Origin of the sequence: Aeromonas sp. OTU364, assembly GCF_038440395.1 — a bacterium.
Lineage (GTDB): Bacteria > Pseudomonadota > Gammaproteobacteria > Enterobacterales > Aeromonadaceae > Aeromonas.
In genome coordinates, this window is the sequence record NZ_JASATR010000001.1 from 489,183 (window position 1) to 512,656 (window position 23,474).

Sequence of the window (23,474 nt, forward strand, 5' to 3'; positions counted from 1 at the left end):
GATCAGTGGCTCTTGTCGGTCGAAGGGGAAGGGGTGTGCGCCGCGGCGTCGGCCGCCAGCTTCCTGGCCTTGGCGCGGGCGATGGCAGCGGCAATGGCCGCCTTCTTGGGATCGACCTCGGCAGCGGGCTCGGCCACCGGCTCGCCCGGAGCGGCAGCCGTGTTGCTGGTCTCGTCACCGGCAGCCTGGGCAGCCTTCTTGGCCTTGGCGCGGGCGATGGCAGCGGCGATGGCCGCCTTCTTGGGGTCGGCCTCGGGGGCGGGCTCGGCCACCGGCTCGCTCAGAGCGGCAGCCGTGTTGCTGGCCTCGTCACCGGCAGCTTGGGCAGCCTGGGCAGCCTTCTTGGCCTTGGCGCGGGCGATGGCAGCGGCGATGGCCGCCTTCTTGGGGTCGACCTCGGCAGCGGACTCGACCACCGGCTCATCCGAAGTGGCGGCCGTGTTGCTGGTCTCGTCACCGGCAGCCTGGGCTGCCTTCTTGGCCTTGGCGCGGGCGATGGCAGCCGCGATGGCCGCCTTCTTGGGATCGACCTCGGCAGCGGACTCAGCCACCGGCTCATCCGAAGTGGCGGCCGTGTTGTTGGTCTCGTCACCGGCAGCCTGGGCTGCCTTCTTGGCCTTGGCGCGGGCCAGGGCGGCGGCAATGGCGGCCTTCTTGGGATCGGCCTCGGCAGCGGGCTCAGTCACCGGCTCGCCCGGAGCGGCAGCCGTGTTGCTGGCCTCGTCACCGGCAGTCTGGGCAGCCTTCTTGGCCTTGGCGCGGGCCAGGGCGGCGGCAATGGCGGCCTTCTTGGGATCGGCTTCGGCAACGACAGCCGTGCCAGCATCATCCGGCTGTGCGGTCTCGACCGCCTTGGCGGCGCGGCGCGCCAGCGCCTCCTGCTTGCGCGCCTCGCGGGCGGCCATCATGGCGGCGTTGTCCGGCGGAGTCTCTGCGCTGGCGGCCTCCTGCTTGGCCTTGAGGCGGGCCAGGGCGGCGGCGACGGGATCATCCCCCCCGGCCGCGGCCATGGCCTGGCGACGCTGGGCGGCGGCCTCGGCGTGGCGAGCCTCCCGCGCGGCCTTGTCCCGCTCGAAGCGGGCCTGCTTGGCCTCGAAGCGCTGCTTGGCGCGCTCCGCCTTCTCGTGTTCGGCACGGACCTCGCGGATGTCATCCTTGGCAATCTTGTAGTACTGCACCAGGGGGATCTCGCTCGGGCAGACCCAGGCACAGGCCCCGCACTCTATGCAGTCGAACAGGTTGAGCTTCTCGGCCTTGTCATACTCCTTGACCCGGCTGTACCAGTAGAGCTCCTGGGGCAGCAGGTTGGCGGGGCAGGCGTCGGCACAGGCGCTGCAACGGATGCAGGCCTGTTCGGGGCCGGGGGGCGGCAGCTCGGCGCGGGTGGGGGAGAGCAGGCAGTTGGTGGCCTTGACCACGGGCACCATGGCATGGGGCAGGGTGAAGCCCATCATGGGGCCCCCCATGATGACCCGCTGATCCGCCTCCGGTTGCAGTTCGAAACGCTGCAGCAGCCAGCGCACCGGGGTGCCGAGGCGCACCCAGGCATTGCCGGGCTTTTTGAAGGCGTCACCGGTGAGGGTGACGATGCGCGAGATGAGCGGCTCGCCGTCGATGATGGCGCGCTTGATGGCGAACACGGTGGCGACGTTGAGCACCATGATGCCCATGTCGACCGCACGGCCTCCCTTGGGCACCTGGCGCCCGGTGAGCAGCTCTATGGTCTGCTTGGCGCCGCCGGAGGGGTACTTGGTCGGCACCGACTTGACCAGCACATCCTCGTCTGTGGCATGGCGGGTCAGGGCGTCGATGGCCGCCGGCTTGTTGTCTTCCACCCCGATCAGGGTGAGCTTGGGCTTGAGCAGGTGCTTGAGCACCCGGATGCCGTCCATGATCTCGTCGGCATACTCCTGCATCAGGCGATCGTCTGTGGTGATGTAGGGTTCGCACTCCAGGCCGTTGACGATCAGGATCTCGGTGAGCTGGCCGCGGCCATCGAGCTTGCTGTGGGTCGGGAAGACGGCGCCACCGAGCCCCGCGACGCCCGCCTGCTGGATGCGCTCGAGCAGCTCGCCCCGCTCCAGATTCCAGTAGTCGGGTTGGGGGTTGCGCTCACCCCAGGCATCCTCCCCGTCCGGGGTCAGGATGACGCAGAGATCGTCCAGGCCCGAGGGGTGCGCCACCGTGTGTTGTTCGATGGCGGTGATGGTGCCCGAGGTGGAGGCGTGCACCGGCACTATGCGGCCCTTGTCATGACGGGTCAGCGGTTGGCCCTTCTTGACCCTGTCACCCACCCGCACCAGCAGTTCGCCAGCCGGGCCCGCGTGCTGGCGCACCGGTATGATGAGCTGGGGGGGAAGACCCGCGTCCACGACGGGGGTCAGGCTGGACTGGTGCTTGTTCTCGGGAGGATGAATGCCACCGTGAAAATCCCAGAGGGTGCCGGCTTTGATGCGTTCTAGCAGATGCTGCATGGTTACTCCGCTGTTTATTCCACTATCTTGACCGGAATGGCGACCTTGGCCAGATCCCATTTCCAGTTGTCGACCGTGGTCGGCACCGGGATCATCTCGATACAGTCGGTCGGGCAGGGGTCGACGCAGAGATCGCACCCGGTGCACTCGGCCGCGATGACGGTGTGCATCGCCTTGGTGGCGCCGAGGATGGCATCGACCGGGCAGGCCTGGATGCACTTGGTGCAACCTATGCACATGTCCTCGTGAATGAAGGCGACCTTCTTGACGGGGACGGCCGCTTCGTCGCCACCGTCCAGCGGCTGGGGCTCGACCCCCATCAGATCCGCTATCTTGCGCATGGTGGCATCGCCACCGGGCACGCACTTGTTGATCTTGTCGCCGTTGGCCAGGGCCTCGGCGTAGGGCTTGCAGCCCGGGTAGCCGCACTGGCCGCACTGGGTCTGAGGCAGCAGGGCATCGAGCTGGTCGACGATGGGGTCGGCCTGCACATGAAACTTGACGGCGGCATAGCCCAGAATGATGCCGAAGGCCAGGGCCAGCAGGGCCAGCACCAGGATGGCAAAGAGTATGTGAGTCATAGCGCTATATCTTGATGAGGCCGGTAAAGCCCATGAAGGCCAGGGACATCAGGCCGGCGGTGACCATGGCGATGGAGACGCCGCGAAAGGGGGCCGGCACGTCGGCGGCCACCAGACGCTCACGCATGGCGGCAAACAGGATTAGCACCAGCGAGAAACCGCAGGCAGCCCCGAAGCCGTAGATGATGCTCTGGATGAAGTTGTGACGCTCGTTGATGCTCAGCAGCGCGACGCCCAGCACGGCGCAGTTGGTGGTGATGAGGGGCAGGAAGATGCCGAGCAGGCGATAGAGGGTCGGGCTGCTCTTGCGGATCACCATCTCGGTGAACTGCACCACCACGGCGATCACCAAGATGAAGCCCAGGGTGCGCAGATAGGCGATGTCCAGCGGGATCAGGATATAGTGCTCCATCAGATAGGAGCAGGCGCTGGCGAGCGTCATCACGAAGGTGGTGGCCAGTCCCATGCCGATGGCGGTTTCCAGCTTGCCGGAGACGCCCATGAAGGGGCAGAGGCCGAGAAACTTCACCAGCACGAAGTTGTTGATCAGCACGGTACTGACCAGTAAAAGCAGGTACTCAGTCATTGACGATGGGTTTTCCGGTGTGAAGGCGGCAGTATTATCTGATGTTAGGTGCCTTTAGACAACCGCAAGGCCGTATGGTTATTATTCGTGGGCCCAATTCATGGAGGCATTGTGCGCCCGTTACCCATACTGACCCTCACCCTGGCCATGCTGCTCTGGTCCAGCTCCTTTATCGCCCTCAAATATGTGCTGGAGGTCTGGTCCTTCGGTCAGGTGCTGTTTATGCGCATGGCGGTGGCATCGGGCTGCTGGCTGCTCTGTTACCGTCACCTCGGCAACTTCCACTATCAAAAAGGGGATTGGCGCTGGCTGGCCCTGATGGGCGCCCTGGAGCCCTGCCTCTACTTCCTGCTGGAGGTGAACGCTCTGCGCTACACCAGTGCCGGGCAGGCGGGCATGGTCTGTGCGCTGCTGCCCCTGATGGTGGCCCTGGTGGCCTTCGTGCTGCTGAGGGAGCGGGTGAGCCGCCGCCAGCTGCTGGGTTTTGCCATCGCCATCTGCGGCATCGCCCTGCTGGGGCTGGCCGAGGGGGCAGATGAGTTCGCCCCCAACGCCCTGCTCGGCAACAGTCTGGAGATGGGGGCCATGCTCTGCGCCGCCACCTATTCGGTGGTGTTCAAGAAGCTCTCCAGCCGCTACGGCGTGCTGACCCTGACCGCCCTGCAGGCCTTCGTCGGCACCCTCTTCTTCGCCCCCTTCGCGTTCAGTGTCCCCTGGCCTGCAGCCTGGGCCTGGCAGGACATGGGGGTCATCCTCTTCCTCGGCGCCTTCGTGACGCTCGGCGCCTACCTGCTCTACAACTGGTCGGTCACCCAGGTAAAGGTGACCCTGGCGGCCGCCTATGTGAACCTCATCCCGGTCTTCACCCTGCTGCTCGCCTATCTGCTGCTGGGGGAGACGCTGGGGGCCCTGCAATGGGTTGCCTGCGCCGCCGTGCTGGCCGGCATCGGGGTCGGTCAGTTGCCCGCGGGCAAAAACCGGGTGCGCAGCGCCGCCGCCCAGAGTTGACTTTCCCCCGATCGGCTACAGTCTGGACAGGGACCTATGCTGGCCATGAAGGAGCCACACCATGAGCGACATGAAGTTGCTGGCCGAGGCCAAGACCTTGTTGAGCCACCACCCTTTTACCCTGGCCGATGCCAGAGCCCTGGAGGCCCTGGAGGAAGCGGCGGTGGGGGAGGAGGGACTCTGCATCGCCGAATTGTGGGAGCTGGCCCTGGGTCAGGCCGACGAGGAGGCGAGGCACTATCTGCAGGGAGGGGATTGACGCCTCTTGGCGTGTCTTGGATGAGCAAAAAACAACGCGGGGCCTGGCCCCGCGTTGTTTTTGGATGGTGCACCCCGGGCTCAGATGGAGAGACTCTTGACGGTGTCCGAGACCGAGTTGGCGTCTTCGATGATCTCCTTGATGACGTCGGCGATGATGTTGGCCTGATCCTGCCCCGCCACCGCCTTGCCTGAGACGATGGAGACGGTCTGGGTGATCTTGGAGGTGATGTCGGAGTTGTGCTTGATGACGGAGACGATCTCGTTGGTGGAGGTCGAGGTTCTGGCCGCCAGCTGCCTCACCTCGTCGGCGACCACCGCAAACCCCCGGCCCTGCTCGCCGGCCCTGGCTGCCTCTATGGCGGCATTGAGGGCCAGCAGGTTGGTCTGATCCGCGATGCCGCTGATGGTGGAGATGATGGACTCTATGCTCTTGGATTGCTGATTGAGCAGATCTATCTGCTTGCTCACCTCGTTGACCGAGGTGTTGATGTGGGAGGAGGTCTCCAGCACCTTGTCGATCACCTCGCGCCCCTTGGCGGCACTGGCGACGGTTTCGCTGGCGATGGCGCAGGCCTTCTGGGCCGCCTCCCGGGTGGAGATGGATTTTTCGACCCGCTCAGTGATGTCGCTCGCCAGCTTGATGATTTTGACCACCTTGCCCTCGTGGTTGAAGATGGGATTGTAGGTCGCCTCCAGCCAGATCTTCTCCCCGCGGTGACCGAGGCGCATGAAGAGCCCGGACTTGATGTCCCCCGAGCCGAGATCGCGCCAGAAGTTGGGGTTTTTCTGGTAGAACTCGGGGTCGCAGAACTGGCGGTGGTGTTTGCCGACCACCTCCTCCAGCCGGTAGCCGAAGCAGTGGAGGAAGTTCTGGTTGGCGGTGATGACGGTGCCGTCCGGCTGGAAGTCGATCACCGCCAGCGACTTGTCGAGCGCCGCCAGCAGGGCCTGGGTGCGCTCGAGGGAAGACTGTTGCTGGGTCACGTCCGAGGCGACCTTGGCGACGCGTGCCACCTTGCCATCGATCATGATGGGGAAATAGGTGGCCTCCAGCCAGACCGCCTTGCCCGATTTCGACTGGCGGATGAAGCGGCCGTTGCGGGAGATGCCGCCGCGCAGATCCTGCCACAGGCTCTCGTAATCACGGGTCTTGACGTCCTCCGGGAAGCAGAGCGTGCTGTGGTGCTTGCCCATCACCTCCTCACGCTGGAAGCCCACGATCTTCAGGAAGAGGTCGTTGACGAAGGTGACCATGCCCGCCGGGGTAAACTGGATGAAAGGCACCTGGGACTGGATGGCCTGCTCGAAAGCACCCAGCTCCGACATCCTCGCTACCTGTTCATTCGCTTCCTTGCTTGCTTTGTGATTCCAGAACATACGGAGCTCCTCCATGAGACCCTTGAATGACAGACCGACAGTAATCTGAGTGAATTAACAATAACATTGCTGCTTGATGAACCTTAATCGACTCCGCATCGACTTTTTGAATATTTATTTTCAATCCCGATTTATGTTCCCTCGGCACAGGGCGTCGGATGGCATCGTCCACATGCCGGCCACGGGGCACTGCCGGCCGAGCCGAGAGTGGCATGAAGGCGGCGCCATTGGCACTGTCGGTGGTGTGACCCTTTGGTGTCGGTGTGCGGGCAGTGGTCATCCCGTGGAAAACGGGCCTGTGCACCGGGCAGGGGAAGGGGATTATTTTGACTGCTGGAGGGTGTTTATCTTCTTGTTCAGCGCCTCCATCTCGTTCTGGTATTGGCGCGCCACGCCCTGCATCCCGGGAGAGCGTACTCTGTCCTCAAGATCGCTTGTCTCGGTCGTCGCCCTCTGGTCATTGCGCTCACCGGCTATCTCAGGGGTTATCTTCTGATCCCTGGCGCCCATCCCGGTGCGCAGGGCCTCAAGCTGGCGTTGCTTCCGACCGCTGGCCAGGTTCTCCTCTATATCCCGGGTTCGCTTGTTCGCCCGCTCGACCTCCTCGGGCGAGGGGGTGAAGATGTTCATCCGCACCGGCTCGCTGTCACCGGTACAGGGGATGTCGCTGAAGGTGATGTTGCCGTTGACGGTGCATTTGTAGACCTCGGCAGAGAGCGGGGTGGCTGCCACCAGCAGGGTGAGGCAGATGACCAGGGTGCGTGACATAGACTCCTCCTTGAATCCTCCCCTTGCACACTAGTACATGGCGCCGGGTCAGACAATCGCCCCCGACACCCGCAATGAAAGCGAGGGGGGGGCCGTGTCGCCCTGTCCTCTTTTCCTGCTCGCAGGGTGTCCGGTTGCCGTGCCAAACGGCGGGATGTTGGCCGGTTTTCCCGGCAGTTCAACACATCAGAGCACCATAGCGGGCCACAATGAGGTATCTTATGCCCCGATTTCATCCATTTAACGGATCCGAGACCCCTATGATTATCAAACCCAAGGTTCGCGGCTTTATCTGCACCACCACTCACCCGGTCGGTTGTGAAGCCAATGTTCGTCGCCAGATTGCTTACACCCAGGCCAAGGGCACCATCGAGAATGGTCCCAAGAAGGTACTGGTGATCGGCGCCTCCACCGGTTATGGTCTGGCCTCCCGGATTGCCACTGCCTTCGGTAGCGGCGCCGCCACCATTGGCGTCTTCTTCGAAAAGCCGAGCTCCGAGACCAAGACGGGCTCCGCTGGCTGGTACAACTCCGCCGCCTTCGACAAGGCCGCTAAAGAGGCCGGCCTCTACGCCAAGAGCGTCAACGGCGATGCCTTCTCCCACGAGTGCCGTGCCAAGGTGATCGAGCTCATCAAGCAGGATCTGGGTCAAATCGATCTGGTGGTCTACTCCCTGGCCTCTCCGGTGCGCAAGATGCCGGACACCGGCGAAGTGGTGCGCTCTGCCCTCAAGCCCATCGGCGAGGTCTACACCTCCACCGCCATCGACACCAACAAGGATCAGATCATCACCGCCACCGTCGAGCCGGCGAACGAGGAAGAGATCCAGAGCACCATCACCGTCATGGGCGGTCAGGACTGGGAGCTGTGGATGGCTGCCCTGCGTGATGCGGGTGTGCTGGCCGACGGCGCCAAGTCCGTGGCTTACTCCTACATCGGCACCGATCTGACCTGGCCCATCTACTGGCATGGCACCCTGGGCCGCGCCAAGGAAGATCTGGACCGCGCCGCCGCCGCCATCCGTGGCGATCTGGCTGCCAAGGGCGGCACCGCCCACGTGGCCGTGCTGAAATCCGTGGTGACCCAGGCCTCTTCCGCCATTCCTGTGATGCCGCTCTATATCTCCATGGCCTTCAAGATCATGAAGGAGAAGGGCATTCACGAGGGCTGCATGGAGCAGGTGGATCGCATGCTGCGCACCCGTCTCTATGGCGAGGTGCTGGCACTGGACGAGCAGGCCCGCATCCGCATGGATGACTGGGAGCTGCGTGAAGACGTGCAGCAGACCTGCCGCGATCTCTGGCCCTCCATCACCACCGAGAACCTCTGTGAGCTCACCGACTACGCCGGCTACAAGCAGGAGTTCCTGCGCCTGTTCGGTTTCGGTCTGGACGAGGTGGATTACGATGCGGATGTGAATCCGGACGTGACATTCGACGTGGTCGAGCTCTGAGCCTGACCATGTGACGACAGGGCCCTGCGGGGCCCTGTTTTTTTGCCGCTCATTCAAGCTGTTGCCGCAGGTTTATTATCCGTGATCACCTTTTTCCCCGAACAAACCCGCTAGTCTTGCGCTGTTTGGATCACATGACGGCATTGCCGAGGAAGGGAAGCCATGACCACATCAACCGAGGCGCCCAAGAAGCGCCAACTCCCCACCGTTTATACCCTGCTTTTCATCATCATCGCCCTGATGGCGGCCCTCACCTGGGTGCTGCCGGCGGGCAAGTACAACTACCTGACGGCCAAGACCCAGCAGCCGATTGCGGCGGCGGCCGTGGCCGACTACAGCGGCGACGAGCGGTTGTTGCCGGTGCCCGGCAGCTACACAGAGCTGCCCGCCCAGCCGCAGGGGGTGTTCGAGGTGCTCCAGGCACCGATCCAGGGCTTTCACAAGGCGGCCGACGTGGCGCTCTTCGTGCTCATCATCGGCGGCTTTCTGGCGGTGACCATGCAGAGCGGGGCGCTCGATGCCGGGGTGGGGGCCATAGTGCGCGCCTTCGCCGGCCGTGAGCGGCTGCTGATCCCGGTGCTGATCGCGCTCTTTGCCCTTGGCGGCTCCACCTTCGGCATGGCGGAGGAGACGGTGGCCTTCTGGGCGCTCATCGTGCCGGTCATGATGGCGGCGGGCTTCGATCGCATGGTGGCAGCGGGGATCATCCTGCTCGGCTCCGGGGTCGGGGTGCTCGCCTCCACCGTCAACCCCTTTGCCACCGGCATCGCCTCCGGTTTTGCCGGCATTCCCATCGGGGAGGGGATTGGTTTGCGGGTCGTGCAGTGGCTGCTGCTGGTGATCTTCGCCTCCTGGTTCGTGATGCGCTACGCCAAGCAGGTGCAGCAGGACAAGTCCCGCTCCGTGCTGGCCGACATCCAATATGACGACGAATTCTCCCAGATGAAGAGCGGCAACCTCGCCTTCAGCGGCAAGCAGAAGCTCACCATGCTGGTCTTCTTCGGCACCTTCCTGCTGATGATCTATGCGGTGGTGCCCTGGTCTGATCTGGGCATCGATCTGCTGCCCACCCTTGGCTGGTGGTTTGACGAGCTCTCTACCTTGTTCTTCAGCGCCTCCATCCTGATTGCGCTGATCAACCGGATGCCGGAGTCCAACTATGTGGCGACCTTCCTCAATGGCGCGCGGGATCTGATCGGGGTGGCCCTGGTGGTGGCGGTGGCGCGGGGCATCTATGTGGTGATGGAGCAGGGCGTCATCATCGACACCATTTTGCACTGGGCCGAAGGGCTGGTGACCGGACTGTCGTCGTCGGTCTTCATCCTGATGGCCTATCTGGTGCACATCATCCTGAGCTTCTTCATTCCCTCCACCTCGGGGCTGGCGACCGTCTCCATGCCGCTGATGGGGCCGCTGGCGGACTTCTCCGGCATCTCCCGGGATCTGGTGATCACCGCCTATCAGTCCGCCTCCGGCTGGATCAACCTGTTCGCCCCTACCGCTGCTCACCTGGTGGCCGGTCTGGCGCTCGCCAGGATCCCCTACGATCGCTTCGTGCGCTGGGTACTGCCCTTCATCATCGGCGTCGCCCTCATCACCATGGGGGTGCTGGTGGCCGGGGCCCTGCTCCACGGCTGATGGCACGGATAAAAACGACAGATAACAAAAAGGCTCCCGAGGGAGCCTTTTTCATGGGCGGAGCTTACTGCTTGTAGCCCTTGAGGAAGCGGGCGAGACGACCGATGGCCTCTTCCAGCTCCTCTTCCCGGGGCAGGAACACCAGTCGGAAGTGATCCGGCGCGGGCCAGTTGAAGCCGGTGCCCTGCACCAGCAGCAGCTTCTCCTGCTGCAGCAGATCGAACACCATCTTCTGGTCGTCGCGGATGTCGTACACCTTGGGGTCGAGGCGCGGGAACATGTAGAGTGCCCCCTTGGGCTTGACGCAGGAGACCCCGGGGATCTCGTTCAAAAGCTCCCAGGCTTTGTCCCGCTGGCGGCGCAGGCGGCCGCCCGGCAGGATCAGCTCGTTGATGCTCTGATAGCCACCCAGGGCGGTCTGGATGGCGTGCTGCATGGGCACGTTGGCACAGAGGCGCATGGAGGCCAGCATCTCCAGCCCCTCGATGTAGCCCTTGGCACGGCCCTTGGGCCCTGTGATGACCATCCAGCCTTGGCGGAAGCCGCAGGCGCGGTAGGCCTTGGAGAGGCCGTTGAAGGTCACCACCATCACATCGTCGCACAGGGTGCAGACGCTGGTGTGGGAAATGTCGTCGTAGAGGATCTTGTCGTAGATCTCGTCGGCGAAGATGATGAGGTTGTGCTGGCGGGCGATCTCGATCACCTCCAGCAGGAACTCGCTGCCATAGACGGCGCCGGTCGGGTTGTTCGGGTTGATCAGCACCAGGCCGCGGGTGCGCGGGGTGATGCGGGCGCGGATGTCGTCGAGATCCGGATACCAGTCGGCCCCTTCATCGCAGCGGTAGTGCACCGCATGGCCGCCGGAGAGGGTGACGGCGGCGGTCCAGAGCGGGTAGTCGGGGGAGGGCACCAGCATCTCGTCGCCGTTGTTGAGCAGCGCCTGCATGGCCATCACGATGAGCTCGCTCGCGCCGTTGCCGATGTAGATGTCATCGATGTCGACCTTGCGCATCCCCTTTTGCTGGTAGTACTGCATCACCGCCTTGCGGGCCGAGAAGAGCCCCTTGGAGTCGCAGTAGCCCTGGCTCTGGGGCATGTTGAGGATCACATCCTTGATGATCTCCTCCGGCGCATCGAAGCCGAACGGGGCCGGGTTGCCGATGTTGAGCTTGATGATGCGGTGGCCTTCGTCCTCGAGACGGCGGGCCTCTTTATGCACCGGGCCGCGAATGTCATAGCAGACATCGTCGAGCTTGTGCGACTTGTCGATAGTGAACATGGTGAGCGTGATTCCTTCCCCTGGGGGCGCGTTGGCAGAAAAGCTGTTTTTAGTATCAAATTTCTCTACCCCTATTCTTCACAGAATTGAATGCTAGAACAATCTAATTTATGGAATAAATCCCTGATATTTACCCCTGAAACAGGGTTGCCAGTCTGTTAAATTCAGCAGGATCGTTTGCCTCTCTCGCAAGAGACTAGTGAAAGATGAGGGGGAGGTTCATAAAGCAGCAAGAGTGTATTGAATTATCCACCCCATCTGGCACGATTGGCTGGGGTAAAAATCTGCTTCAACCCCTGCTGCCAGCCAAGGGCGCGCGCAGCCCAGGGCGCCCTTTCATCCTGTCGTCGAGGCTCTTCATGCACGCACCCGCCACCGGTCGCTACCGCCACTTCAAGGGGGGTTACTATCAAGTGCTCGCCCTGGCCCTGCACACCGAAACCCAGGAACAGCTGGTTGTCTACCAATCCGAGCAGGATGGACAGGTCTATGCCCGCCCGGTCGCCATGTTCATGGAGTGGATTGAGCATCAGGGGCAGGTGGTGAGCCGCTTCACGCCGGTGGCATGAGCCTGGTAAAGTGACATGAAAAAAGGCGCCTGAGGCGCCTTTTGCATTGGTAATCTGTCTTACAGACCCAGATTGGCTCTGGCATAGGCTTCGAAATCGGTGCAACCACCGATGTGCTGCTCGTCCAGGAAGATCTGCGGCACCGTGGTGACGGGCTTGCCCGCCTTGGCGGCGAGATCGTCCTTGGTGAGCCCGGCGACGTTGATGTCCACATAGCGGAACTCGAAGTCATCGCGATCCTCGGTCAGCTGCTCGGCAATCTGCTTGGCACGAACGCAATAGGGGCAACCCGGGCGACCAAAAATTTCTACAAACATCTTTTCTCTCCGTTAGATAAGGCCGTTGAGACGAGGCTGGCGACAGCATAGCCTCGGCTCCTGGCCAGTCAAAGCTGAAAATACCGATACGCCCATTCGCCGTGCTCGATTGCCCGGGAGCTCTACCCGGCCATCTATTCGAACTGCTTCAGATAGAGGTTTCCCGGGCATCCCTTTACTGTTCGGCAATCTGGATGGGCTGCTGCTGATAGATGCTCTCCAGCACCCCCTTCTCGAAGACGGTCCAGGGCCAGGCGGCCTTGCTGGCGCGATAGCGCTCGTGGGTCGCCGGATCCTGGGAGAGGCCGCGCTGGAACATCACGAAGGCCTTGCGCTGACCACCGGCGGTGTCGATGAAGCCCGCCAGGTTGGAGGTGCCCGTGATGGTGCCGGTCTTGGCATGCACCTTGTTCTTCATCATGGGGGCGGTGACGCTGCGGCGCCAGGCCAGGGTACCGTCCACCTGGGAGCTTGGCAGCAGCTTGATGAAGTCGAGCTGGGCGTCGTTCTTCTGGATGAAGTTCAGCACCGACAGCATCTGGCGGGCGCTGATGAGATTGTGGGCGGAGAGACCGGAGCCGTCGGCCAGGGTGGCGTTACCCAGATCGATGCCGTTCTTGGTCAGGATGGCGCGTACCGCCATGGTGCCGCTGCGATAGCTGCCCGGCTTGTTGTAGTAGTGGCGGCCGACGGTCTTCAGGAAGGTATCGGCGTAGAGGTTGTCCGATTTCTTCAGCATCTTGGACAGCATCACCGGCAGAGAGACGGAGTAGTGGGTGGCCAGGGTCTGTGCACCCACAGGGGCCTGATGGGTGACTCGCAGCAGGCCGTCGTGGCTGATGCCGGCGCGGTTCATGGCCCAGCGGATGTTGTCCCAGCCCCAGGCTTCCACGTCGTGGATGGCAAAGCGCAAGCCTTGCGGCTCCTTGTTCGGGGTGATGCAGCCCTTGAGCTCATAGAAGTTGCCCTTGGCCATGTCCACTTCCAGGGCGCAGAACTGGCGCGCCATGTCCCCATAGCTCATCACCTCCACGTTGTCGGCACCGATACCGATGGGGACGCCGGTGGCGACGTTGCCCACCGCGGGTTTGCCAATCTGGGTGGCGGTGACGGTGCCGTAGGCGCAGTTCTTGTCGATGATGACGGCCGAGACGGGAGCCGCGAAGCAGAGGGTCTGATCCCCCCAGGACCAGCCGTTGCCGCGCTCGTAGCCGTTGTAGGCGCCGGTGTTGACGTAGACATTGCCCTTGATGCGGGTCACGCCGAGCTGCTTGAACAGGGCGACCAGATCCATGCGCGACAATGTGGGGTCGCCGACGAAGTTGATCCAGATATCACCGTTGATGGCATCCCCCTGCTTGGCACCGGCCTGGGCCTGGATGTCGGTGGCGAAGCGGAAATCGGCGCCGAGCTCGAGGCGGGCGGCCAGGGCGGTCAGCACCTTCATGGTGGAGGCGGGGGCTATCATGTCGTCGGCGTGGCTCGCAAATTCCACCCCGTTGCTGCCCTGGACGATGACGGCGTACTGGCCTCCCTTGGGGGGGGTCAGCGGGGAGGCATGGGCCTGGAGGGAAAAGAGCGCCGCAAAGAGTGTGGCGAACAGAGCATAAAAACCAATCAACAGCCGCATAAGATCCTCAAACTGAACGAAAGGGGCCTGGCATCTCGCACCATCCCCGATAATCAAAACCGGTATTTCACCTGCCAGGGTGCCATCAGCCGAGGGTGTCGGCGGTGCGATAACGGCCCTGATAGTCAAAAATTTTCTCCTTCACCTGCCAGAAGCGCCCGGATTTGCGGGCGATGACGAAGTCCGGGTGGCGGAACCGGCTCTCGGCGGCCAGCACGCTCTCCAGGGTGGTGAATTCGGGCTCAAGGCCCGGGGCGGGCCAATGATGACGCACAAAGCGCTGTTGAAACAAGCGCCGTGCACCGCTCGAGTGAAAGCCGAAGTATTCCACCAGGGTCAGGCCGTCCTCGTCGTGGTAGGTCACCTCCAGCCGCTCCCCCTGTTTGCCGCGGCCGCTGGCGAGGCTGAGGCCGGCGCAGCGGATCACCATGCAGTCCTTGAGATTGAGGGCCTCTTTCAGCTTGTCGTCCGGATCCACCAGCAGCTGATCGCAGGACTGGCAACGGCGGGCGGCGATGTCGTTCTCGGCGCCGCAGGCGGGACAGCTCTTGGCGCGAAAGCGGTAGTCGCACTCCTCGCGGTGGCGCTCGTCATCTTCAAACAACCCCTGACAGCGGCGGCCGTAGTGCTCTATCACCTTGCCATCCTCGTCCGTCTTGCCCCAGAAGGTGTTGGCAAAACCGCAGGCGGGGCAGGGCACCTGCACCGGCTCCGTGCCGGCGTGGGGGCGAGGCTCTCCCACCTCGGGGGCAAACAGGTTGAAATTGTTGCCGGCATAGTCGAGCACCAGGCAATCCTCCTTGCCCGGCGAGAGCCGCAGGCCCCGGCCGACGATCTGTTGATAGAGGGACACCGACTCTGTCGGCCGCAGCATCACGATGAGATCCACGTGGGGGGCATCGAAGCCCGTGGTGAGCACCGCCACGTTGACCAGAAACTTGATCTCCCGCCCCTTGAAGGCATGGATGAGAGCATCGCGCTCCGGCCCCGGCGTCTCGCCGGTGACGAGGGCCGCGCTCTGGGATTTGGCGAGCAGCAGTCCTTGAATTTCCCGGGCGTGCTCGACGGTGGCGGCGAAGATCATCACCCCCTGGCGCTCGGCCGCATACTCCAGCACCTGGTTCAGGATATGGGGGGTGACCCGCTGCTGGCGCTTGAGTTCGCCGTTGAGATCCGCCTCGCTGAAAAGGCCGTTCTCCCGCGCTACCAGCTTGCTGAAGTCGTAATGGACTATGGGGGCATCGATCATGCGCGGCGGCGTCAGGTAGCCGTTTTTCACCATGAAGCGCAGGGGCAGCTCGAACACGCAGTCACCGAACAGCCGCTCCCCGTGGCTCTTCACCATGCCGTGGTAGTGGCGTCGGTAGATCCAGCCCAGCCCCAGCCGATAAGGCGTGGCGGTGAGGCCGAGGATCTTGAGGGCGGGATTGGCGGCCTTGAGGTGCTCGATCACCTGATGGTACTGGCTGTCGTCATCGAGCGAGACCCGGTGACACTCGTCGATGATGAGCAGCGAGAAGGCGCCGTCGAAGGCATCCAGATTGCGCGCCACCGACTGCACCGAGCCGAACACCACCTGGGAGCTCGCCTCCTTGCGTGCGAGCCCGGCGGCAAAGATGTCGGCCTTGAGCCCCCAGGCCTCGTACTTGGCGTGGTTCTGCTCCACCAGCTCCTTGACATGGGCCAGCACCAGCACCCGGCCACGGGCCTTGCGGGCCAGCTCGGCGATCACCAGACTCTTGCCCGCCCCTGTGGGCAGCACCACCACGGCGGGATCCGGGTGTTTGCGAAAGTGGCTGATCACGGCGTTGACGGCGTCGGTTTGATAGGGTCTGAGAACGAACATGAGGGTGTGGCGTGTGGACATGGTGCGGCGCAGGATGGCGCCATTATAGGGATCTTGGGGCCACAAAAACAGCGGGCCGGCATGATGCCGGCCCGCAGGTACCACCAAGGTGCTTAGTGGAAGGGGAACAGGTAGTTGAGCCAGCTGCCCATGCGCAGCAGGATCTTGCGCATGATGGCCACGTGGTGCATGTGTTCGGTATAGATGGCGGCCTGGCCGCTGGAGCCGGCGATCACCTGATACTGGGCCCAGTCCGGATCCGTGATGCGGATGAGCACCGGCAGGCGACCCGGTTGCTGCGCCGAGTTCTGGTCCAGCAAGGGGGCGTTGGCCTGTATGTTGCCGGGTGCCATGGCTGGGATGATGGCCTCGACCTTGCCCTTGAAGATGCGGCCCGGGGCACCATCGATGACCACTTCCGCTTCGTCACCTGCCTTGAGGCGTTGCATGCTGTTCTGCCAGAACCAGCCCACATAGAAGTTCTCGTCCTTGTGAACGAAGGTCATCACGGGGCGATACAGGTAGGGGGTGGCCACCATGCCGGGGCGCAGGGCCATTTGCAGCACATAGCCATCCGAGGGGGCATAGACCACTGTCTGCTCCAGGTTGTACTGCGCTTCGCCCAGTTGGGCCTGCAGATCGTCGATGGCCGCCTTCTGCTGATCTATCTGCGCCGTGATGTCATCGACGTTGGCCTGTGTCACATCCAGATCGCGCTGCTTGCCGATACCACGGCGCATCAGCTCTTTCGCCCGATCCCGGTCAAGCACCGCAGAGCGCAGCCTGGCGTTGATGGAGTTGAGGCTCTCCTTGCTGGCGGTGAGACGGGCGGCCAGACTGTTGACCTTCTGCTCGAAGCGCACCGGATCTATCTTGAACAGCACGTCGCCTTGCTTCACAGCCTGGTTGGGCTGGACGGGGACCTCGGTCACTCGCCCCTTCACCAGGGGCACGACGGGGGTGGAGACGTAGTAATTCCGGGCCGTCTGGGCATAGGGGTGGTTGTAGTTCATCAGGGTGATCAGGGCCCCTATGATGATGACGCCACCCAGCACGGCGGTCGGTACGGTCCACTTGTTGAGCGGGATCTTGAAGATCTTGAAAATCCCTACACAGATGGCCGTATAGGTGAGAATAAGTAGCAAATCCATGGAGGGTTACCTATTTTTCAGTCTGTTCGAGCGTGGTCATACGGGCCTGCAGGGCGGCAAGTTCCTGCTTGAGAGCGTTGATTTCGTCTTCGTCTTTTTCAAGACGCTGACTGAACCCCCAGCCGCGATCGGGGCGATAGAGCGTGGCCCAGATCCAGAGGAAAGGCCAGAGTACGTGCAGGGTGAACAGGCTGACCCAGCCGGCCACATGAATGGCATCCTGGTGGGGGTGATTGCGATGCTTGGCGATTTCATACGGAATGTCGTGGATGACGATGACTCCATAGAACATGATCAAGACGACGAACACCAATATTCCCAGGGCAATGTAGTCAAGTACCATCGATTTCTCCCATCTAAGTCGCGAGGCCATACCCGGAGCCTGGCATTCACAATAATCGGCTCATGATGACAGCATATTAGCAGATCGCAAGAGTGCAATCGGGGAGTTAGCTTGCCAGTACAGGCTAGGTTAACCGGTTGGTTATTTAACATGCACCGTCTAATTATTTCTATAAAATCAAGCAGGAAAGAGATTCGTATGTCTCGTAACAGAAAGGATGCGCGATGGAAAGGCGATACAGAATGAACCTCTGGCTGGGGCTGTTGCTCATGCTTGCCCAGGCCACGGTGGCATGGGCCGCCGAACCCAGGCTGGAGCCAACCGAGCAGGAGCAGGCACAGACCCTGGTGCTGCTCCATGAACCCATCGTCATGCTCCAGGCCAAGTTTGGCAGTCTGGACGGGGCGGGCAGGGTCCGGCTGGTGCAGGAGCGGATCAAGCAGATGCAGGCCTCCGATCTTGAACAGCCGGTGACCCTGGTGAGCGCCAGGCGCTTCGGGCAGGACAGCCGGGAGTTTCTGGTCAATGGCAAGCGGATACTGGTGCTGGTGGAGGGGGATCTGGAAGCCCTCGACGAGCTGAGCCTGGATCAGGCGAGCGAGCGGGTCCGCCAGCGGCTCGACAAGGTACGGCTCAAGTACCTTGAGCTGCACTCGACCCCCTATCTGGTCAAGGCCAGCGGCATGGCGATCCTGGCCAGCCTGATCTTCTTCGGCCTCATCTGGGCGCTGCAATGGGGACATAGACGGCTCAGGAAGTGGCTCGCCAATCGCCTCCTGCTGCAGAAGGGATTGATCCCCCACCAGTGGCGTCAGGTGGCGGGCAACGTGGAGGTCCGCTTGCTCGGCCTGCTGACCCTGTTGCTGGTCTTCATGCTCACCTATGGCTGGCTCACCTTTGTGCTTGGCCTCTTCCCCCAGACCCGTGCCTGGAGCGAGCGGCTGGGAGACTCCCTGTTTGCCCTGTGCGGCGACATGCTGGAGGGCATGATTGCGGCCATGCCGGGCCTGGTGACAGTGCTGCTTATCGCCATCATCACCCGCTTCTTCATCCGGATGCTGGCCATCCTCTTCGATCGCATCGAGCGGGGGCAGTTTCGCGTGCAGGGGCTGCATGCCGAGACCATAGGGGCCACCCGGCGGCTGCTCTCGGTGGTGATCTGGCTGTTTGCCCTGACCGTGGCCTACCCCTATCTGCCCGGTGCCAACTCCGACGCCTTCAAGGGGATCAGCGTCTTCTTCGGTCTCATGGTGACCCTGGGGTCGGCGGGCATCATGAACCATGCCATGAGCGGCCTGGTGCTTATCTATTCCCGCGCCCTGCGGCCCGGTGATCTGGTGCAGATTGGTGAAGTTGAGGGGATGGTGAGCGAGCTCAATGCCCTCTCCACCAAGCTGGTGACCCGCCAGGATCACGAGGTGACCCTGCCCAATGCCGTGGTGGTGGGAGGCAAGGTGGTGAACCTGACGCGGCTGGCGGGGGAGAAGGGGGTCGCACTGCTGACCAAGGTGACTATCGGCTACGATGCGCCCTGGCGTCAGGTGCACGCCATGCTGGAGCTGGCGGCCCGCCGCTGCACCCTGCTCAACCAGTCCGAGCCACCCCTGGTGCGCCAGCTGAATCTGCAGGACTGGTATGTGGAATACGAGCTGCAGGTACGGATGAAGGCGGACCTGCTCCCCGCCGTGGTCAAGACCGAGCTTCACGGCCATATCCAGGACGTGTTCAACGAGTTCGGGGTGCAGATCATGTCCCCCAACTTCATCGCCCAGCCGGAGCAGGCGGTACTGGTGGCGAGGGAACATTGGTACCAGGCGCCCGCCGAGGCGCCAGGGACGACCAGCAAAGGGTAGCTCCCCGGAAAATGAAGAGGCCCGGCAGCAATGCCGGGCCTGTTGTCATGGGGAAAATGCAGTCTCGGGACTCAGCTCTCCTTGGCTTCCCTCAGTTGGGAGGGTCTGAACTTCACCAGGAAGGCCAGGGTGATGAAGGCGGTGCTCACCAGACCTATGATGGTGGAGACGTTCATCGCCAGCCCGAAGCCGATGGGGGCGTTGGCCAGGTAGGTGATCACCACGGCGGTCATGAAGATGGCGGGTATGGTGCAGATCCAGTGCAGCTTGCCCTCCTTGATGAGGTAGGCGGCTGCGGCCCACAGCATGATGACGGCTGTGGTCTGGTTGGCCCAGCCGAAGTAGCGCCAGATCACCCCGAACTCGGCCTTGGAGATGATGAAACCGAGGATGAACATGGGGATGGCGATCAGCAGTCGCTTGGCCAGCGGCTTCTGGGTCATCTTCAGGAAGTCCGCCACTATGAGGCGAGCACTGCGAAACGCGGTGTCACCTGAGGTGATGGGCAGGATCACCACGCCGAGGATGGCCAGGATGCCGCCCACGGTGCCGAGCAGGCTGGTGGAGACCTCGTGTACCACGGCCGCCGGGCCGCCGTTGGCCATGGTGGCGTTGAGCGCCTCCGTGCTGTCGTAGAAGGAGAGACCCAGGGTGCACCAGATGAGGGCGATGATCCCTTCACCTATCATGGCGCCGTAGAAGATGAAACGGCCGGACTTTTCGTTCTGCATGCAGCGCGCCATCAGCGGTGACTGGGTGGCGTGGAAGCCCGATACCGCGCCGCAGGCTATGGTGATGAACAGCAGCGGCCAGAGCGGCAGCTCGGTCGGGTGCAGGTTGGAAAAATCCATCCCGGTGTTGTAGAAGCCCTTGCCTGAGACGATGAGGCCTATGATGAGGCCGACCGACATGAACACCAGCAGGGCGCCGAAGATGGGGTAGAAGCGGCCGATGATCTTGTCGATGGGGACTATGGTGGCGAGGATGTAGTAGGCGAAGATCGCCACTATCCAGTAGACCAGATCGGTGGAGGTGAGGTTGGCCAGGAGACCCGCCGGGCTCAGCACGAAGACCACACCCACCAGCATCAGCAGCACCACGGCAAAGAGGTTCATGAAGTGCTTGGCGGCGGTGCCGAGGTGCTCGCCGACCACGGTCGGTACCGAGGCGCCTCTGGCGCGTACCGACAGCATGCCGGAGAAGTAGTCGTGGACCGCGCCGGCGAAGATGCAGCCGAACACTATCCAGAGCATGGCGACCGGACCATAGAGGGCACCGAGTATGGGGCCGAAGATGGGGCCGACGCCGGCGATGTTGAGCAGTTGCACCAGGTAGACCTTCTTGTCCGACATGGGGACATAGTCCACCCCGTCCGCCATGGTGATGGCGGGGGTCTTCAATTCGGGCTTGGGCCCGAATATGCGCTCGACGAATTTGCCATAGATGAAGTAGCCGGCGACAAGTAAGCCGACACAGAGGAAGAACCAGATCATTGCTACGCTCCTGCTTTGTTATTGTTTGGTGTGCGCAGCCAGTCTAGGTGGGGGCTTCTGTTAACGGCAGGTAAATGAGGGTGAGCGGCGACATGGCGACCCGAGCGGTCGCCCGTTGTGATCCGGCGCACAGCGGGCGACCTTATTCCAGCCCCAGCTCGTCTCTCAGCTCCTTGAGATAGCGTCGGCTGACCGGCACCCGGGCACCGCTCGGGGTGACTATCTGGGCCAGCTGGTTTTCCAGCAACTGGATCTCGAAGATCGCGGTCGGGGCCACCAGGTACTGGCGGTGGCAGCGCAGCAGCGGGGTCTTCTCCTCCAGGGATTTCAAGGTGAGCTGGGTGTGAAACAGCTCCCCCTGGCAGGCGACGTGCACCCCGCCGAGATCCGAGAAGGCGTACTCCACCTGCTCTATGGGCAGCAGCCGCACCCGGTTGTGCAGATAGCCGGGAATGTGGCGAATGGCCGGTGTCAGCGCCGCCACCGGCTGGTGGCTGAGATCCTGTTTGAGGCGCGCCAGCGTCTTGGCGAGGCGGGCAGGTTCCACCGGTTTGAGCAGGTAGTCGAAGGCGTTCTCCTCGAAGGCCTGGATGGCATAGTCATCAAACGCCGTGACAAAGACGATGCGGGGCAGGGGGTCCAGCATGGCCACCAGCTCCATGCCGCTGAGCTTGGGCATCTGGATGTCGAGAAACACCACCTCCGGCTTGAGTCGTGTAATGAGGGAGAGCGCCTCTATGGCATTGGCGGCCGAGCCGAGGATCTCGATGTCGGGGTCGCTGCCGAGCAGCTCGGCTAGCTCCTCGCGGGCATAGGGTTCGTCGTCGACTATCAGGGTGCGGATCATGTCATCTCCTTGGAAGGGGAATCCGGCTGTCTGGGCAGGGTGAAAGAGACCCGGGTCCAGTGCTCCGGCTCACACTGCACCTGGATGCCAAAGCGCTCGCCGAAGGCGCTCTTGAGCCGCCTGTCCACAATGCTCATGCCAAGGCCGTCCCCCTGGGGACCCGGCTGCCAGGCTCCGGCATTGTCCTCCACGCAGAGGGTGACACTCTCTTGCCCCTCCTCGGCGAAGAGCCGGATCCGCCCCTGCTCCAGCAGGGAGCAGATCCCGTGCTTGATGGCATTCTCGATGAGGGGCTGCAGGGTGAAGCTCGGCAGTTGCATGTCGGCCAGGTGTGGCGGTATCTCGTTGATGACGGTCAGGCGCTCGCCAAAGCGGGCCTGCTCTATCTCCAGATAGGACTGGCAGTGCTCCTGCTCCTCCCGCAACGTGGTCAAGCCGCTCTGACGCTTGAGGTTGTTGCGAAAGAAGCGGGAGAGGTGCAGCAGCAGCTCCCGCGCCCGGCCCGGATCACGGCGGGTGATGGCACTGATGGTATTGAGGGTGTTGAACAGAAAATGGGGATTGATCTGTGCCTGCACCAGCTTGAGCTCGGACTGCACCAGCAGGCGCTGCTGCTGCTCCAGCCGGCCGGCCAGCAGCTGTTGCGACAACAGGTTGGCTATCCCTTCCCCCAGGGTGTGATTGATCTTGAGGAAGAGCCGCTTCTTGGGCTCGTAGAGCTTGATGGTACCTATCACTCCTCTGTCTCCCTGCAGCGGGATCACCAGCACGGAGCCGAGCTGGCACTGGGGGGAGATGCTGCAGCGATAGGGCTGACTATTGCCGTCGGCAAACAGCACCTTGTTCTGGGCTATGGCCTGCAGGGTGATGGCGGAGGTGATGGGGGTGCCCGGCTTGTGGTGATCCTCCCCGGTGCCGATGAAGGCGAGGATCTTGTCGGTGTCCGTGATGGCGACGGCGCCGACCCCGGTCTCCTCCTGCACTATGTGGGCTATCTTGCGGCTCGCCTCCGGAGTGAAGCCCTGGGCCATGATCCCCAGGGTGCGGTTGGCTATGGTGAGCGCCTTGGCGGAGAAGACCCGGGAGAACTTCTCGTACATCCGCTGCTGGTCGCGGATCATGCTGATGAAGAGCGCCGCCCCGCAGGAATTGGCGAGGATCATGGGGGTGGCTATGGTGCGCACCAGCTGCAGGGCCTGATCGAACGGGGTGGCGACCAGCAGTATGATCACCATCTGCAGGATCTCGGCGTAGAGGGTGGTGAAGAAGGCAATCCGGGGAGTGAACAGGGCATCCACCCGGTTCGTTCGCATCAGCCGCCAGTGCACCAGGCCCCCCAGCAGCCCCTCGCAGGTGGTGGAGATGGCGCAGGCGAGATCGGTAAAGCCCCCCAGGGTATAGCGATGCAGCCCCCCGGTCAGCCCTACCAGAAAGCCCACCATGGGGCCCCCCAGCAGCCCTCCCAGCACGGCGCCGACGGCGCGGGTATTGGCGATGGCATCGTCTATGTCCAGCCCCACATAGGTGCCCAGTATGCAGAAGCAGGAGAAGATGACGTATATCAGTATCTTGTGCGGAAGTCTGACCGAGTAGTTGGCCAGGGGGCGCAGCAAGGGACTCTTGGAGAAGAGGTAGGCAATGACCAGGCTGACGCTCATCTGCTGGAGCAGGGAGAGGACTAATTGCATAAAAAACCTTCCTCAAGAGTGATCCCGGGTCAGAGCGCCACCAGGGCGTACTGTGAGCAAGATCCCGTCCTGATGCAGGACGCGGCCCCATGGCGGGGGCAGTTTGCCAGAATGAAAAAATAAAACCATATAAAATCAGCATGTTAAATTGATATTTGTGTAACCGGGCGGAGCTTGATATTGCTGGAGTGAGCATGAATGTGCCCATTGGGTGCGCCACACGGAGGTGGCATGCTCCGCCCGGCCTTCGGTTGGGCGTTTTTTATCCAGCTCCAATGGCGGACGATTTTGAGGGGGCTCGAGCAATTATT

20 protein-coding genes and 1 pseudogene are annotated in these 23,474 nt (G+C 62.6%); 6 read left to right on the forward strand and 15 right to left on the reverse strand.

What is annotated here, in order from left to right; all coding sequences use genetic code 11:
- Nucleotides 1–2: 2 nt before the first annotated feature.
- Genes rsxC through rsxA form a run of 3 tightly spaced genes read right to left on the reverse strand, consistent with a single transcriptional unit; the run spans nt 3 to nt 3,641 of the window.
- Nucleotides 3–2,474, reverse strand: coding sequence for an electron transport complex subunit RsxC (gene rsxC, locus AAHB08_RS02290; RefSeq protein WP_342057981.1), 2,472 nt, complete (start codon nt 2,472–2,474; stop codon nt 3–5).
- A 14-nt stretch (nt 2,475–2,488) separates the two neighbouring features.
- The gene (gene rsxB, locus AAHB08_RS02295; RefSeq protein WP_005326872.1) at nt 2,489–3,055 is read right to left on the reverse strand and encodes an electron transport complex subunit RsxB; all 567 of its coding nucleotides are present in this window, start codon (nt 3,053–3,055) and stop codon (nt 2,489–2,491) included.
- A 4-nt stretch (nt 3,056–3,059) separates the two neighbouring features.
- Nucleotides 3,060–3,641, reverse strand: a complete 582-nt coding sequence (gene rsxA / locus AAHB08_RS02300; RefSeq protein WP_005326871.1) for an electron transport complex subunit RsxA — start codon at nt 3,639–3,641, stop codon at nt 3,060–3,062.
- Nucleotides 3,642–3,752: 111 nt separating this feature from the next.
- Between rsxA and AAHB08_RS02305 the strand changes: the two genes are divergently transcribed.
- Entirely contained in the window at nt 3,753–4,649 is an 897-nt protein-coding gene (locus AAHB08_RS02305; protein ID WP_342057982.1) for a DMT family transporter, read from the forward strand.
- A gap of 61 nt (nt 4,650–4,710) precedes the next feature.
- The gene (locus AAHB08_RS02310) at nt 4,711–4,908 is read left to right on the forward strand and encodes a hypothetical protein (RefSeq protein WP_139434130.1); all 198 of its coding nucleotides are present in this window, start codon (nt 4,711–4,713) and stop codon (nt 4,906–4,908) included.
- A gap of 80 nt (nt 4,909–4,988) precedes the next feature.
- On the opposite strand, the gene AAHB08_RS02315 is transcribed toward AAHB08_RS02310, so the two are convergent.
- The 3 genes and pseudogenes from AAHB08_RS02315 to AAHB08_RS02325 form a co-directional block, all read right to left on the reverse strand.
- Nucleotides 4,989–5,432: a methyl-accepting chemotaxis protein gene (locus tag AAHB08_RS02315; protein WP_342058053.1), complete on the reverse strand. Its 444-nt coding sequence runs from the start codon at nt 5,430–5,432 to the stop codon at nt 4,989–4,991.
- Nucleotides 5,433–5,528: 96 nt separating this feature from the next.
- Nucleotides 5,529–6,302: pseudogene (locus AAHB08_RS02320) on the reverse strand (PAS domain-containing protein); the annotation flags it as partial.
- Between the two features lie 306 nt (nt 6,303–6,608).
- Nucleotides 6,609–7,055, reverse strand: coding sequence for a DUF4124 domain-containing protein (locus AAHB08_RS02325; protein ID WP_342057983.1), 447 nt, complete (start codon nt 7,053–7,055; stop codon nt 6,609–6,611).
- Between the two features lie 260 nt (nt 7,056–7,315).
- Here AAHB08_RS02325 and fabV point away from each other — a divergent pair, with 260 nt between their 5' ends.
- A complete protein-coding gene (gene fabV / locus AAHB08_RS02330) occupies nt 7,316–8,509 on the forward strand; it encodes an enoyl-ACP reductase FabV (RefSeq protein ID WP_342057984.1) in 1,194 nt (397 codons plus the stop codon).
- A 162-nt stretch (nt 8,510–8,671) separates the two neighbouring features.
- Nucleotides 8,672–10,147, forward strand: coding sequence for a YfcC family protein (locus AAHB08_RS02335; RefSeq protein ID WP_342057985.1), 1,476 nt, complete (start codon nt 8,672–8,674; stop codon nt 10,145–10,147).
- Nucleotides 10,148–10,211: 64 nt separating this feature from the next.
- Here the strand turns inward: AAHB08_RS02335 and AAHB08_RS02340 are convergent, their stop codons facing one another.
- Nucleotides 10,212–11,426: a pyridoxal phosphate-dependent aminotransferase gene (locus AAHB08_RS02340; protein WP_117403192.1), complete on the reverse strand. Its 1,215-nt coding sequence runs from the start codon at nt 11,424–11,426 to the stop codon at nt 10,212–10,214.
- A 359-nt stretch (nt 11,427–11,785) separates the two neighbouring features.
- Between AAHB08_RS02340 and AAHB08_RS02345 the strand changes: the two genes are divergently transcribed.
- Nucleotides 11,786–11,995 carry a DUF1653 domain-containing protein gene (locus AAHB08_RS02345; protein WP_005326862.1) on the forward strand — a complete coding sequence of 70 codons (210 nt, stop codon included), beginning with the start codon at nt 11,786–11,788 and terminating at the stop codon, nt 11,993–11,995.
- A 59-nt stretch (nt 11,996–12,054) separates the two neighbouring features.
- Here the strand turns inward: AAHB08_RS02345 and AAHB08_RS02350 are convergent, their stop codons facing one another.
- The 5 genes from AAHB08_RS02350 to AAHB08_RS02370 form a co-directional block, all read right to left on the reverse strand.
- Nucleotides 12,055–12,312, reverse strand: a complete 258-nt coding sequence (locus AAHB08_RS02350) for a GrxA family glutaredoxin (protein ID WP_202045141.1) — start codon at nt 12,310–12,312, stop codon at nt 12,055–12,057.
- 175 nt (nt 12,313–12,487) lie between these two features.
- Nucleotides 12,488–13,942 (reverse strand): D-alanyl-D-alanine carboxypeptidase/D-alanyl-D-alanine endopeptidase, encoded by a 1,455-nt coding sequence (dacB, locus tag AAHB08_RS02355; protein ID WP_342057986.1) that lies wholly within the window; start codon nt 13,940–13,942, stop codon nt 12,488–12,490.
- A gap of 85 nt (nt 13,943–14,027) precedes the next feature.
- On the reverse strand, nt 14,028–15,788 hold the full coding sequence (locus AAHB08_RS02360; RefSeq protein ID WP_342057987.1) for a DEAD/DEAH box helicase: 1,761 nt from the start codon (nt 15,786–15,788) through the stop codon (nt 14,028–14,030).
- Nucleotides 15,789–15,901: 113 nt separating this feature from the next.
- The gene (locus AAHB08_RS02365; RefSeq protein ID WP_202045144.1) at nt 15,902–16,939 is read right to left on the reverse strand and encodes an HlyD family secretion protein; all 1,038 of its coding nucleotides are present in this window, start codon (nt 16,937–16,939) and stop codon (nt 15,902–15,904) included.
- A gap of 10 nt (nt 16,940–16,949) precedes the next feature.
- The gene (locus AAHB08_RS02370) at nt 16,950–17,282 is read right to left on the reverse strand and encodes a DUF3302 domain-containing protein (RefSeq protein WP_202045145.1); all 333 of its coding nucleotides are present in this window, start codon (nt 17,280–17,282) and stop codon (nt 16,950–16,952) included.
- 242 nt (nt 17,283–17,524) lie between these two features.
- Here AAHB08_RS02370 and AAHB08_RS02375 point away from each other — a divergent pair, with 242 nt between their 5' ends.
- Nucleotides 17,525–19,135: a mechanosensitive ion channel family protein gene (locus tag AAHB08_RS02375; protein WP_342057988.1), complete on the forward strand. Its 1,611-nt coding sequence runs from the start codon at nt 17,525–17,527 to the stop codon at nt 19,133–19,135.
- Between the two features lie 71 nt (nt 19,136–19,206).
- Here AAHB08_RS02375 and AAHB08_RS02380 read toward each other — a convergent pair whose 3' ends face one another.
- From AAHB08_RS02380 to AAHB08_RS02390, 3 genes are all read right to left on the reverse strand, one after another.
- The gene (locus AAHB08_RS02380; RefSeq protein ID WP_342057989.1) at nt 19,207–20,628 is read right to left on the reverse strand and encodes a carbon starvation CstA family protein; all 1,422 of its coding nucleotides are present in this window, start codon (nt 20,626–20,628) and stop codon (nt 19,207–19,209) included.
- A gap of 142 nt (nt 20,629–20,770) precedes the next feature.
- Nucleotides 20,771–21,475 carry a two-component system response regulator BtsR gene (gene btsR / locus AAHB08_RS02385; protein WP_342057990.1) on the reverse strand — a complete coding sequence of 235 codons (705 nt, stop codon included), beginning with the start codon at nt 21,473–21,475 and terminating at the stop codon, nt 20,771–20,773.
- Nucleotides 21,472–23,163 (reverse strand): sensor histidine kinase, encoded by a 1,692-nt coding sequence (locus tag AAHB08_RS02390; RefSeq protein WP_342057991.1) that lies wholly within the window; start codon nt 23,161–23,163, stop codon nt 21,472–21,474. The genes btsR and AAHB08_RS02390 overlap by 4 nt, the downstream gene beginning before the upstream one ends.
- Between the last annotated feature and the right edge of the window lie 311 nt (nt 23,164–23,474).